At 62.1% G+C, this 11,720-nt stretch carries 11 protein-coding genes; 3 read left to right on the top strand and 8 right to left on the bottom strand.

Annotated elements, in window-relative coordinates:
* Positions 1-7: 7 nt before the first annotated feature.
* Positions 8-1,204, top strand: coding sequence for a multidrug effflux MFS transporter (locus BUB69_RS14030; RefSeq protein WP_073167767.1), 1,197 nt, complete (start codon positions 8-10; stop codon positions 1,202-1,204).
* A 56-nt stretch (positions 1,205-1,260) separates the two neighbouring features.
* On the opposite strand, the gene BUB69_RS14025 is transcribed toward BUB69_RS14030, so the two are convergent.
* Positions 1,261-2,274, bottom strand: coding sequence for a zinc-binding alcohol dehydrogenase family protein (locus BUB69_RS14025; RefSeq protein ID WP_073168143.1), 1,014 nt, complete (start codon positions 2,272-2,274; stop codon positions 1,261-1,263).
* Between the two features lie 115 nt (positions 2,275-2,389).
* Here BUB69_RS14025 and BUB69_RS14020 point away from each other — a divergent pair, with 115 nt between their 5' ends.
* Both BUB69_RS14020 and BUB69_RS14015 read left to right on the top strand, forming a co-directional pair.
* Complete coding sequence (locus BUB69_RS14020; protein WP_073167764.1) at positions 2,390-3,295, top strand: LysR family transcriptional regulator; 906 nt, start codon at positions 2,390-2,392, stop codon at positions 3,293-3,295.
* A 450-nt stretch (positions 3,296-3,745) separates the two neighbouring features.
* On the top strand, positions 3,746-4,438 hold the full coding sequence (locus BUB69_RS14015) for an ArsR/SmtB family transcription factor (RefSeq protein ID WP_073167761.1): 693 nt from the start codon (positions 3,746-3,748) through the stop codon (positions 4,436-4,438).
* Positions 4,439-4,495: 57 nt separating this feature from the next.
* Here BUB69_RS14015 and BUB69_RS14010 read toward each other — a convergent pair whose 3' ends face one another.
* The 7 genes from BUB69_RS14010 to BUB69_RS13980 form a co-directional block, all read right to left on the bottom strand.
* Entirely contained in the window at positions 4,496-5,449 is a 954-nt protein-coding gene (locus tag BUB69_RS14010) for an adenosine deaminase (protein WP_073167758.1), read from the bottom strand.
* Between the two features lie 82 nt (positions 5,450-5,531).
* The gene (locus BUB69_RS14005; protein WP_073167755.1) at positions 5,532-6,500 is read right to left on the bottom strand and encodes a 2-oxoglutarate and iron-dependent oxygenase domain-containing protein; all 969 of its coding nucleotides are present in this window, start codon (positions 6,498-6,500) and stop codon (positions 5,532-5,534) included.
* Positions 6,501-6,574: 74 nt separating this feature from the next.
* Positions 6,575-7,669: a BMP family ABC transporter substrate-binding protein gene (locus BUB69_RS14000; protein WP_073167751.1), complete on the bottom strand. Its 1,095-nt coding sequence runs from the start codon at positions 7,667-7,669 to the stop codon at positions 6,575-6,577.
* A gap of 150 nt (positions 7,670-7,819) precedes the next feature.
* Complete coding sequence (gene fecE, locus BUB69_RS13995; RefSeq protein WP_073167748.1) at positions 7,820-8,611, bottom strand: Fe(3+) dicitrate ABC transporter ATP-binding protein FecE; 792 nt, start codon at positions 8,609-8,611, stop codon at positions 7,820-7,822.
* 4 nt (positions 8,612-8,615) lie between these two features.
* Positions 8,616-9,584: an iron chelate uptake ABC transporter family permease subunit gene (locus BUB69_RS13990; RefSeq protein WP_073167744.1), complete on the bottom strand. Its 969-nt coding sequence runs from the start codon at positions 9,582-9,584 to the stop codon at positions 8,616-8,618.
* Entirely contained in the window at positions 9,581-10,570 is a 990-nt protein-coding gene (gene fecC / locus BUB69_RS13985; protein WP_175561735.1) for an iron-dicitrate ABC transporter permease FecC, read from the bottom strand. The genes BUB69_RS13990 and fecC overlap by 4 nt, the downstream gene beginning before the upstream one ends.
* The gene (locus tag BUB69_RS13980; protein WP_073167741.1) at positions 10,571-11,491 is read right to left on the bottom strand and encodes a Fe(3+) dicitrate ABC transporter substrate-binding protein; all 921 of its coding nucleotides are present in this window, start codon (positions 11,489-11,491) and stop codon (positions 10,571-10,573) included. It abuts the gene before it with no gap.
* Positions 11,492-11,720: the final 229 nt, after the last annotated feature.

Below are 11,720 nucleotides of genomic sequence, written 5' to 3'. Positions count from 1 at the left end.
ACGCCCGATGAACTTACGCACCATCCTTATTCTTGGCTCGCTCAGCGCCTTCGGTCCCTTGGCCATCGATTTCTATCTGCCTGGTTTTCCTGCCATGGCCCTGTATTTCGCCACCGATGAAAAGCATGTCCAGTTGACCCTGGCGGCGTATTTCCTCGGTCTGTCGCTGGGGCAACTGGCCTACGGGCCGGTGGCTGACCGGTTCGGGCGGCGCATTCCGATGCTGGTGGGCGTCAGCCTGTTCACGCTGGCGTCGGTGGCCTGTGCCTTCGCGCCGAGCCTTGAGTGGCTGATTGGCGCGCGCTTCGTTCAGGCGCTTGGCGGCTGTGCGGGCATGGTGTTGTCACGGGCGATTGTCAGCGACAAATGCAACGCCGTGGAATCGGCCAAGGTGTTCTCGCAACTGATGCTGGTCATGGGCCTGGCACCGATTCTGGCGCCGATGCTGGGCGGAGTATTGGTAGGCGCGTATGGCTGGCAGTCGATCTTCATTTGCCTGACCTTGTTCAGTGCGCTGTGCCTGACCGCTGTTGCGCTGGGTTTGCCGGAAAGTATGCCCGACAGCACGCCGCGTCAGCCGCTCAGCGGCGCACTGCGTCAGTACGGGCGGCTGCTGACCGACCGCGTCTTTATCGGCCATGCGCTCACGGGCGGTATCGCCATGGCGGGCATGTTCGCTTACGTGGCGGGGTCGCCGTTCGTGTTCATCAAGCTGTATGGCGTGCCGGCCGAGCACTATGGCTGGCTGTTCGGGATGAATGCAGCGGGCTTCATTCTGGTCGCGCAGATCAATGCACGCATTCTGCGCAAAGCCGGTCCGGCCTTTCTGCTGACGCGCACGGTATGGGTTTATCTCGCAGCGGGTCTGGTGTTGCTCGGCATTACCGCGTTGCGCACTGAAGCGCTCTGGCCGCTGCTGGTGCCGCTGTTTATCTGTGTGGCCAGTCTGGGCTGCATCATCCCCAACGCCTCGGCTTGCGCCATGAACGGTCAGTGGGCACGTGCGGGCAGTGCCTCTGCCTTGCTGGGCTGTCTGCAGTTCAGTGTGGCGGCGGCTGCGGCGAGCCTTGTGGGCGTGCTGCACGACGGCACTGCAACGCCCATGGCGCTGGTCATCAGCCTGTGTGGCGTGCTGTCGGTCAGTGCGTCGGTGTACACGCGTCGTCTGCAGGCCCGACGTGACGCTCAGGTCGCGCCAGCCTGATCGAGAAAGGCGTCGTGGCAGTCAAGGGCGACTGACACAACGCCAACGCGGGCGGGTCAGAACCCTTCAAGCACGATCTTGCCCTTGGCCTTGCCGCTTTCCAGCAGCGCGTGAGCACGACGCAGGTTCTCGGCGTTGATACGGCCGAAGTGTTCGCCGAAGGTGGTTTTCAGCGTGCCGGCGTCCACCAGTTCGGCCACACGATTGAGCAGGTTGTGCTGCTCGATGATGTCATCGGTCTCGAACATCGAGCGGGTGTACATGAACTCCCAATGCAGTGACAGGCTCTTGCGCTTGAGCTTGGAAACATCCAGCGACTTGGGATCGTCGATCAGGCCCAGCTTGCCCTGAGGCTTGAGGGCTTCGACCAGTTGATCCAGGTGTTGCTCGGTCTGGGTCAGGCTGGCCACGTGGGTGACAGCGGCGATGCCGACGCGCTTGAGCTCTTCGCTCAGCGGCTTGCTGTGGTCCAGCACCTCATGGGCGCCCAGTTCGCGCACCCAGCTTTCGGTCTCTGCGCGTGACGCAGTGCCGATGACGTTCAGCGCGGTCAACTGACGCGCCAGTTGCGTGAGGATCGAACCGACGCCGCCTGCGGCACCGACGATCAACAGGCTTTGCCCGCTTTCACCTTTGCCCTGTGCGATCTGCAGACGCTCGAACAACAGCTCCCACGCGGTAATGGCCGTCAGCGGCAGCGCGGCTGCATGGGCAAAGCTCAGCGATTTGGGCATGTGGCCGACAATGCGCTCATCCACCACGTGCAGTTCGCTGTTGGCGCCCGGGCGTATCAATGAGCCTGCGTAGTAGACCTTGTCGCCTGGTTTGAACAGCGTGACGTCGCTGCCGACGGCTTTCACCACGCCGGCCACGTCCCAGCCCAGCACTTTGGCTGCGCCCTCTTCAGGCTGGACGTTCTGCCGGATCTTGGTGTCCACCGGGTTCACGGAAATGGCCTTGACCTCGACCAGCAGGTCGCGCGCACCGGCAACCGGTTCTGGCAGCTCGATGTCCTGCAAGGCCTCGGGGTTGCTGGCGGGCAGGGATTGGTAATAAGCAACAGCCTTCATGAACAGGTCCTCGCGAGAAAAATAGGTTGAGCGGATCATTAGGTATTTCCTGCCAAGATAAAACCCGCTAAAACGGCAGGCTCTTTCAATATTATTTTGATAATCCGAGGTGGCCATGCTGCGTTTTGATGACCTGCACGTGTTCGTGAGGGCGGCGGATCTGGGTAGCCTGTCCGCTGCCGCGCGGGTCATGGACATGTCGGCGGCCGTGGCGAGTGCGGCGCTCAAACGGGTCGAGTTGCAGGTCGGCGCGCGTCTACTTGCGCGCTCGACACGCAGTTTGCGCCTGACCGCCGAGGGTGAGGGCTTTCTGGAATACGCCCGCGCTGCGCTCGGCAGTCTTGAAGAGGGGCAGCGTCTGCTGGCCAGCAGCCAGGACCGCTGCGAGGGCGTACTGCAACTCTCGGCACCCTCGGACCTGGGCCGAAATGTGTTGCTTCCCTGGCTGGACGCGTTTCAGCAGCAACACCCGCAACTCTCCGTACGCCTGTTGCTGGGCGACCGGATAGCCGATCTGTTCCGCCAGCCGGTGGACGTTGCGCTGCGTTACGGGGAGCCGGAAGACTCGACGCTGGTAGCGCTGCCGGTCCTGCCGGGCAACCGGCGGGTCCTGTGCGCGGCGCCCGGCTACCTGGAGCGTTGCGGCGAGCCGCAGCATATCGAGCAGTTGGCGCAGCACAATTGCCTGCTGTTCATGCTGGGTGAGCGTGTTCATGACCGTTGGACGTTCGAGGACGGCAAGCGCGAAATGAGCCTGACGGTCGAAGGCAATCGGTTCAGCGACGACGCCGATGTGGTCCGTCGCTGGGCCGTGGCTGGCGAAGGGATCGCGTACAAATCCTGGCTGGATGTTGCCTCGGATGTCCGGGCGGGGCGGCTGAAGGTGCTCATGCCTCATGTGCTGGGTGAGCGTGCACCCTTGAACTTGCTGTGTGCCCATCGCGCTCAACTCAGTAAGCCCGTCAACTTGCTTCTGGAAATGTTACGTACGCGTTGTGAGCAACACGGTGTAAGCCAATGAGTACTTCAATAGTTTCAATGGCTACAAAAACAGAAGAATTAGCCTACGGACACTTCGGAAAATATAGTATTTAAATGCATTTCATTCATGCAAAGTTCGGTCTTCAACGTGAGGGCGAATCTTTAACGGGATGAACTGTTTTGGCGTTTTTGTCGTAGGTTTCTTCTTCGCTATTCTCTGCCGATAACGGTTGATCAGCTGTAAGCCTTGATTCAGAGCGTTCTGCTCGTATCTCTTTAGTTGTGGCAACAATGGCCGGTGCGTCATCAATGCGCGATTTATGCCGTTGCTGATCGTGCGTGCTGCGGCAAAAGTTTTTACCCAATCGGAGGGCGTGGCATAGAGTTTATACTTGTCATTTCAAGTTGGATCCGCGTTCAACTTTACTGAGGCGTGAATGCTGTCAATATGTCATCGCACTAGATGACTGTTTCAACAGGGAGTGAACACATGGAATATGCACCTTGCATCAGCCAGATTGCGACATTGCTGGCCGACCCCAAGCGCAGCGCGATGATTTGGGCATTGATGGATGGTACTGCTCGTCCCGCCGATGAGTTGGCACTGTTGGCCGGCCTCTCGACGTCTTCTGCAGGTGCGCATCTGTCGCGGCTGGCCAGCGGAGGGCTGCTGAAGCAGGAGGCGCGGGGTCGCAAGCGTTTTTTCCGCCTGGCGGCACCTGAGGTCGGCGCAGCAGTGGAGGCGCTGGCTAATGCCTCGCTGGCCAGCGCCGATCAGATCAGCCGCAGCGTTGCCCAGCCCATGCCTCCCTTGCCATTGCGTCGCGCGCGTATCTGCTGCGACCACCTGGGGGGCGAAATGGCTGCCGAGCTTTATCAGCGCCTGCTGGGTGCCGGGTGGATAGAGCAGCAGGACAAGCGCATCGAGGTGACGAGCAAGGGCATGGTCAGGTTTGCTGAACGCGGCATCTACATACCGGCGCTCGCCCAGCGCAAACGTGAAACCGTCTGCGCCTGCGCCAACTGGAGCGAACGCAGCCCGCATCTGGGCGGCGCGTTGGGCGCAGGGCTTTTGCAGTTGTTCATTCAGATGGGCTGGCTGCGCACGACTGAAGAATCCAGCACCTTGCAGGTGTCGTCGAGCGGGCAACGGGAGATCAGCAAGATTGCGTCAGCGGCGTGAAACGTCCCGGGCAGCATGCCGACGCACAGCATCGGCACGATCACGATGCGATCCGGCTTAAGGTTTCACCAGCCGCGCATCCAGGCTGTTCTGCGCCAGGCGTCTGGCCTGGTCTTCGGTCATGCCCAGGTGGGTGTGCAGGGCGTGGAAGTTCTCGGTCACGTAGCCGCCGAAGTAGGCCGGGTCGTCCGAGTTCACCGTGACCTTCACTCCGCGCTCGAGCATGTCGAGGATGTTGTGCTGGGCCATGTCGTCGAACACGCAGAGTTTGGTGTTGGACAGCGGGCAGACGGTCAGCGGGATCTGTTCGTCGATGATGCGCTGCATCAGTCGTTCGTCTTCGATGGCGCGCACGCCATGGTCGATGCGTTCGATTTTCAGCAGGTCCAGCGCTTCCCAGATGTATTGCGGCGGGCCTTCTTCACCTGCGTGGGCAACAGTCAGGAAGCCTTCGTTGCGGGCGCGGTCAAACACGCGCTGGAACTTGCTCGGCGGATGACCCATCTCCGAGCTGTCCAGGCCGACGGCCACGAACGCATCACGGAACGGCAGTGCCTGGGTGAGGGTTTTCTCGGCTTCTTCTTCGCTCAGGTGGCGCAGAAAGCTGAGGATCAGGCCGCTGTCGACGCCCAGTTGCGATTTGCCGTCTTTCAGCGCACCGGTAATGCCGGCCAGCACCACTTCGAACGGGATGCCACGGTCGGTGTGGGTCTGCGGATCGAAGAACGGTTCGGTGTGAATCACGTTCTGCGCCTTGCAGCGTTGCAGGTAGGCCCAGGTCAGGTCGTAGAAGTCCTGCTCGGTGCGCAGCACGTCCGCGCCCTGGTAATACAGGTCGAGGAATTCCTGCAGGTTGTTGAAGGCATAAGCCTTGCGCAGCGCTTCGACGTCGTTCCACGGCAGGGCAATCCTGTTGCGCTCGGCCAGGGCAAACAGCAACTCGGGTTCGAGCGAACCTTCAAGGTGCAAGTGCAATTCTGCCTTGGGCAGGGCGTTCAACCAGTCATACATGTGCTTTTCTCATCAGGTGCAGATCGCGGGCATTCTACAGATGCACGTCGCCGCGTAGGGTAAAACCTGACCGGCCGTTCAACTAAGACGCCTTTTCCTGCTCTCGACGATAGGCATACGTGTCAGAAAAGCGTGACAGCAGAAACTCGGCACAGGTCGTGACAGGATAGCGGGCCGGCTGGCTTTCGCTCTGACAGCCCGGCAGGCATTCGATACGGGTATCGGGATGAGGCTCGGCGAAGAACGGCATCGAGTAGCGGTCGACTCCCAGCGGGCTGATGACCCGGTGTGGCGTGGACAGATAACGGTCGTTGCTCCAGCGCGCCATCATGTCGCCGAGGTTGACCACGAACGTGCCTTCGATCGGCGGTGCGTCGATCCATTGGCCGCGGACATCACGAACCTGCAAACCTCCCGCAGCGTCTTGATACAGCAGGGTAATGCAGCCGTAATCAGTGTGGGCACCGGCGCCTTGCTGCTCGCTGGATGTAGCGGTGTGGCGCGGCGGGTAATGAATCATGCGTAGCACGCTGACCGGGTCCTTGAAGCGCTGGTCGAAGAAGTCCCGCTCGATGCCCAGCGCCAGGGTCATGGCGCGCAGCAGGGTTTGCGCCAGTGCCTGCATATCCAGGTAATGCTGCTCCATCAGCGCTTCCCAGCCCGGCAGGTCAGGGTGTCGGTTCGGCCCACGCAATGGTTTGCCCGCCAGCACGTCGGGATGCCCGGCGTCCATGTGCAGCCCCATGTCGAAGGTTTCCTTCAGATCGCTCGGCAGACTGGGGTCCAGTTGCTCGGTGGCGATGGCGCCGTAGCCGCGATGGTGGGTGCTTTGGGTGATGTCGATGCTGAGTTTTTCGGCTGTCGGTCGGGCAAAGAAACGTTTGGCGGCCGATTGCACCTGCTCGATTCGCTGCGGCGTGATCGGGTGGCCGGTGATGTAGAAAAAGCCCCATTCGCGGCAGGCGCTGTCGATCTGACTGGCGACGGTCTGCCAGGCCTGAGTGTCCGGGCCGTAGAGCGGGGCGATATCGATGATGGGAAGCTGGTCCATGAAGCGGTCCTGGGAATCGGGTGGTCGTCAGAGCGATCGCGCCCTATGGGTATGGACGCGATCCCTCAGGCAGATTACTTCGGCAATTCGGCCGTGATGCCTTCGACGTAGTAGTTCATCGACGCCAGCTCGGCATTGGTCGCGACCACGCCGGCAGGGATTTTCACGGTGCCGGTCTGGTCCTTGATCGGGCCGGTGAACGGATGAAATTCGCCGCTTTCGATGCTGGCGATGATCGTCTGCGCTTCAGCCTTCACGTCGGCGGGCACGATGTCGCTGATCGGCAGTTCAACCGTGCCTTCCTTCAGACCACCCCAGTAATCCTGCGGCTTCCAGGTGCCTGCAAGCACGCCTTCGGCAGCCTGAATGTAATGCGGCCCCCAGTTGTTGACGATGGACGTGAGCACCGCCTTGGGGCCGAAGTGGGCCATGTCCGAGGCGTAGCCGACGGCGTAAACGCCACGACGCTCGGCGGTCTGAATCGGCGCCGGGCTGTCGGTGTGCTGGAACACCACGTCCACGCCCTGATCGATCAGCGCGTTGGCCGCATCGGCTTCCTTGCCCGGATCGAACCAGGAGTTGACCCACACCACCTTGATCTCGGTGCCGGGGTTGTACTTGTTCAGTGCCAGCTGAATGGCGTCGATGTCGCGCAGCACTTCCGGGATCGGGAACGACGCGACGTAGCCGATCTTCTTGGTCTTGGTCATCTTCGCGGCCAGGAAACCACCGACGTAACGGCCTTCGTAGGTGCGGGCCAGGTAGGTGCCCATGTTCTTGTCCTGCTTGTAACCCGTGGCGTGTTCAAACTTCACCTTGGGAAACTGCTTGGCGACTTTCAGGGTCGGGTTCATGTAGCCAAACGACGTGCTGAAGATCAGGTCATAGCCGCCCTTGGCCATGTTGCGGATGACACGTTCGGCATCCGCGCCTTCAGGCACGTTTTCCACGTAGCTGCTGCTGACCTTGTCGCCCAGGGCTGCGACCATCGCCTTGCGGCCCTGCTCGTGCTGATAGGTCCAGCCGTGGTCGCCGATAGGGCCGATGTAGACGAAGCCGACTTTCAGCGGATCGGCTGCCGAGGCGAGCAGGCTTGCACCCAGACCGACGACAGCAGTCATGGCGCACAGCAGTTTTTTCAGGGGACGGCGTGGGGTGGTCAGGTGCATCGGGTCTTGCTCCTTGCAGTCTTGTTGGAGTGGATACTCCGCCAATGCAAAAAACTGACCATAAAGACAAGTTATAGCGCAGACGTGCTGCGGGCTGTTTAACCCAACGATCCATGCAGCGCGACGGTGCAGGAAACAGGCACTTCGCCGCTAACTGGTGCAGCGCGTGCTGCGCTCGACGATGCACATGGGCGTGCCTGCTACCGGCTCACGCATGATCTGCACCTGGACATCGAACACGCGGCACACCAGTTCGGCATCCAGCACGTCGCCGGGTGCGCCGCTGGCGACCAGTTGCCCGGCCTGCATGACCGCCAGATGGTCGGCATAACGGCAGGCCTGGTTGATGTCATGCAGCACGGTGATGACCGTCTTGCCCTCGGCGCTGAGGGCACGCATCAGGTCCAGCAGCTCGACCTGATGGCTGATGTCCAGATACGTGGTCGGCTCGTCGAGCAGCACGATGGCGGCATCCTGCGCCAGAATCATCGCAAGCCATGCGCGCTGGCGTTGCCCGCCGGACAGGTCGGACAGCGGCCGGTCGGCGAGGGTGTCCAGCTCCATGCGTCGCAGGGCCTGCTCGACACTGTGCTGATCCGTGCCGCTCAACCGACCCCACAAACTGTTGTGCGGGCTGCGGCCGTAGGCAACCAGCTGGCGCACGCTGACGCCTTCGGGAATGGGCAGCACCTGGGGCAAAAAGGCTACTTTGCGCGCCAGATCCCGCGCCGACAGATCACGGTAGGACGTGCCATCCAGACTCAGGCTACCCGACTGCGGCGTGAGAATGCGTGCGAACGCCTTGAGCAAGGTGGATTTGCCACATCCGTTGGGGCCGATCAGCGCCGTGACCTTGCCGGGTGGCGGGCTGAACGACAGGTTCTGCACGATGCGCGTTGAGCCGTAGCCGATGTCGAGTTGCTGTGCCTGAAGAATGCTCATGGGATCAACCTTTGAATCGGGCCAGCAGCCACAGGAAATAGGGTGCGCCGATCACCGCCGTGAGAATCCCGGCCGGGATCTCGCTGGGCGCGATCAGCGTCCGGCCGAGGGTGTCGGCCAGCACCAGCAGCAGTGCGCCCAGCACCATGGAGGCGGGCAACAGGTATTGATGATGACCGCCCACCAGTCGGCGGGCCATGTGCGGTGCGACCAGCCCGACGAAACTGATCGGGCCGATGATCCCGACGCCCAGACTGGTCAGCAGTACCGCGCTGCCCATCGCCAGCCAGCGCGTGCGCTTGAGCCCCGTGCCCAGGCTTTGCGCCGCTTCATCCCCCAGGCCGATCAGGTTCAGCGGCTTGGCCAGCAACAATGTGACAGGGATCAGTATCAGCAACGGCGAGGCCAGCAGCACGTGATGCCAGTTACGGCTCCACAGGCTGCCGGTCAGCGCGAGTAATGCGGTGTTGATGTCCAGCGGGTTGGACAGAATCAGAAACTCGGTGATGCTCGATAACGTGACCGCGATGGCCACCCCCGACAGCGCGAAACGCACCCCGGAAAATTGCACGCCGGTGTTGTACAGCGCGAGCAACAGCGCGCCACCCGCACCGCCCAGGCACGCCACGAATGGCAGCGCAGACACCGGCAAGTGCGGGAAACCGATGATCGCGATGGTCAGCGCAAGTCCCGCGCCTTGCGTCACGCCGAGGATTTCCGGTGAGGCCAGCGGGTTGCGGATCACGCCCTGTACGATGGCGCCAGCAAGACCGAATGCACAGCCAGTCACCACCGCGATCAGGCCGCGTGGCAATCGGTGATTCCAGACTTCGAAGTCTTTGCTGTCGTGGGCGATCAAATGGTCGAGCACCGCGCCGGGTGTCAGCCAGACCGTACCCGCGCTCAGGCTCAGCAGCAGCGCCAGCAGCAACAGGCCGATCAGAATCAGCAGTCTTGAGCGCGGCCGACTCATAACGCGCGCCTCGCCATAAACAGAAAGAAAGGCGCGCCGATCAATGCCGTCACCACGCCTGCCGGCGTCTCGACCGGGAACGCCACGGCGCGGCTGATCAGGTCGGATGCCAGCACAATTGCGGCACCCAGTCCGGCACTGACCGGGATCAGCCAGCGGTAATCGTTGCCCAGCCATTGGCGGGCGATGTTCGGCGCGATCAGGCCGACAAAGCCGATGGGGCCGACGGCGCAGACACTGGCTCCGACCAGCACCAGGCTGACCACGAACACCAGCAGACGCAGCGCGCCGATACGCACGCCCAGCGAACGGGCGGCGTCTTCGCCGAGGTTGATCAGGTTCAGACGTGGCGCACAGGCAATCGCCAGCACGACGCCGATCAGCGTGCAGGGCCATAGCAGTTGCAGTTGTTCGGTGCCGACGTTGGCCAGCGAGCCGGCCAGCCAGTTCAGAACACTTTGCGCCTGCGCTTCAACGAGAATCACCGTCAGCCGGGTCAGCGCCGCGCACAGTGCAGCCACCGCCACGCCGGCCAGCACCAGTCGCCCCTGGGACGTCGCCGGTGACCACGCCCCACCGAGGCTGAACACGGTAATCCAGGCCAGCGCGCCACCCAGGCACGTCATCAACAGTGCGCCGCCGGGAAAGGGCAGGGCAATCAAACCTGTCGAGAACAGTGCCAGGCCCAGCGCCGCGCCAGCGGTCACACCGAACAGAGAAGGCGAGGCCAGTCGATTGCGGGTGATGCCTTGCATCAATGCCCCGGCCACGCCCAGGCAGGCACCGACCAGCGCCGCGCACAACGCACGCGGCACGCGCAGTTGCGCGACGATGTAGGCGATGTTGCCGCCCTCGCGACCCAGCGTGAACAGCCCGTTCCAGGCGTCGATCTGCCGGATGGTGAAGGGCGACAGGGCGAACAGCGACATCCAGAACAGGCCCAGGCAACTCGCGGCGATCACGCTCGCCATCAGCCAGCGGCGCATTTACGGATTGATCACGGCCTTGCCGCCCTTGAGCACGGCAAGCGCGTCATCGGCAATCTGCTCGGACGCCATGATCCCGCGATTGCGCGCCCAACTGTCGCCATCCACTTCGGCTACGTGCTGGTTACGCACGGCACTCAATACCTGCCACAGCGGCTGCTTGCTCCAGCTGTCTACCAGGCTTGGGCGACGATAGTGGCCGACGAGCAGCCAGTCCGGGTCCAGCGCCAGCAACTGTTCAAGACTGACGAACTCGGTTGGCGCTGCGTTCTTGCGCACTTCAGGCACCTGCAAGCCGATGGCCTTCAATACGCTGCCCGCGTAAGCGTGCGGGCCGTGTACCGAGAAGCTGTCTTCACGGGCAACACCGAACAGCACTTTTGTATCGGCCGGGATTTGCGCGGCGACGGCTTTCAGGTGCTCACGGTTTTCAGCGATACGCGCCTGCATCTGCGGGCCTTTACCCAGCGCCGTGCCGATCAGTTCGGCGGATTTCAGGCTGCCTTCGTAGTCTTCGCCACGCGACGGCAACATCAGCGTGGGCGCCAGGCTGGCCAGATCGTTGTAGAGCGCCTGATGTCGACCCAGGTCGGCAATGATCAGGTCCGGCTTGAGGCGGGCGATGACCTCGATATTGGGCTGTGAGCGCAGGCCCACCGACTGCCACTCCCCCACGGCCTTGCGCGCCTTGGGCAGTACGCGGTTGGCGTCGCCATCGTCAGCAGCGCCCACAGGCGTCACGCCGACCGAGGCCAGACTGTCGAGGAAGGAAAACTCCAGCACCACCACGCGCTTGGGCGTGTCAGGCAAATGAACCGTGTGCTGGCCGTCATTGATGTCGATGGGCGCAGCCTGGGTTGCGCAGGCCAGCGCCGCTAAAAGGCTACCGGCCAGCAGGTGAGAGAGTCGAAAAGCACGCATGGCGAATGTCCTTTGTGACTGAAACAAAATCGCGAAAACAGACGCGCCAGAAAGGTCGCGAAGAAAACGGCGGGCACTATTTCACATCGTGACGGCGGGATCAAAAGTCATTTACACGTGGGTGCCATTCTCATTCGGGTCTTTTTTTGAAACCTTTTGTCACACCCTGCACTCTGAACGGCTTCAATGACAGACACCTTCACATACATCCGCGGCGATGTGTCGCAAG

Source organism: Pseudomonas asturiensis, assembly GCF_900143095.1.
Classification (GTDB): domain Bacteria; phylum Pseudomonadota; class Gammaproteobacteria; order Pseudomonadales; family Pseudomonadaceae; genus Aquipseudomonas; species Aquipseudomonas asturiensis.
The sequence above is the reverse complement of the archived record's forward strand: the minus strand, read 5'-3'. Positions and strand labels throughout refer to the sequence as shown.

What these genes read in the sequence shown, in the direction of transcription:
- BUB69_RS14030 (WP_073167767.1), top strand. Translation starts at nt 8, where the DNA reads ATGAACTTACGCACCATCCTTATTCTTGGCTCGCTCAGCGCCTTCGGT.
- BUB69_RS13980 (WP_073167741.1), bottom strand. Translation starts at nt 11,491, where the DNA reads ATGCGTGCTTTTCGACTCTCTCACCTGCTGGCCGGTAGCCTTTTAGCG.
- BUB69_RS14025 (WP_073168143.1), bottom strand. Translation starts at nt 2,274, where the DNA reads ATGAAGGCTGTTGCTTATTACCAATCCCTGCCCGCCAGCAACCCCGAG.
- BUB69_RS14010 (WP_073167758.1), bottom strand. Translation starts at nt 5,449, where the DNA reads ATGTATGACTGGTTGAACGCCCTGCCCAAGGCAGAATTGCACTTGCAC.
- fecE (WP_073167748.1), bottom strand. Translation starts at nt 8,611, where the DNA reads ATGAGCATTCTTCAGGCACAGCAACTCGACATCGGCTACGGCTCAACG.
- BUB69_RS14020 (WP_073167764.1), top strand. Translation starts at nt 2,390, where the DNA reads ATGCTGCGTTTTGATGACCTGCACGTGTTCGTGAGGGCGGCGGATCTG.
- BUB69_RS14015 (WP_073167761.1), top strand. Translation starts at nt 3,746, where the DNA reads ATGGAATATGCACCTTGCATCAGCCAGATTGCGACATTGCTGGCCGAC.
- BUB69_RS14000 (WP_073167751.1), bottom strand. Translation starts at nt 7,669, where the DNA reads ATGCACCTGACCACCCCACGCCGTCCCCTGAAAAAACTGCTGTGCGCC.
- BUB69_RS14005 (WP_073167755.1), bottom strand. Translation starts at nt 6,500, where the DNA reads ATGGACCAGCTTCCCATCATCGATATCGCCCCGCTCTACGGCCCGGAC.
- BUB69_RS13990 (WP_073167744.1), bottom strand. Translation starts at nt 9,584, where the DNA reads ATGAGTCGGCCGCGCTCAAGACTGCTGATTCTGATCGGCCTGTTGCTG.
- fecC (WP_175561735.1), bottom strand. Translation starts at nt 10,570, where the DNA reads ATGCGCCGCTGGCTGATGGCGAGCGTGATCGCCGCGAGTTGCCTGGGC.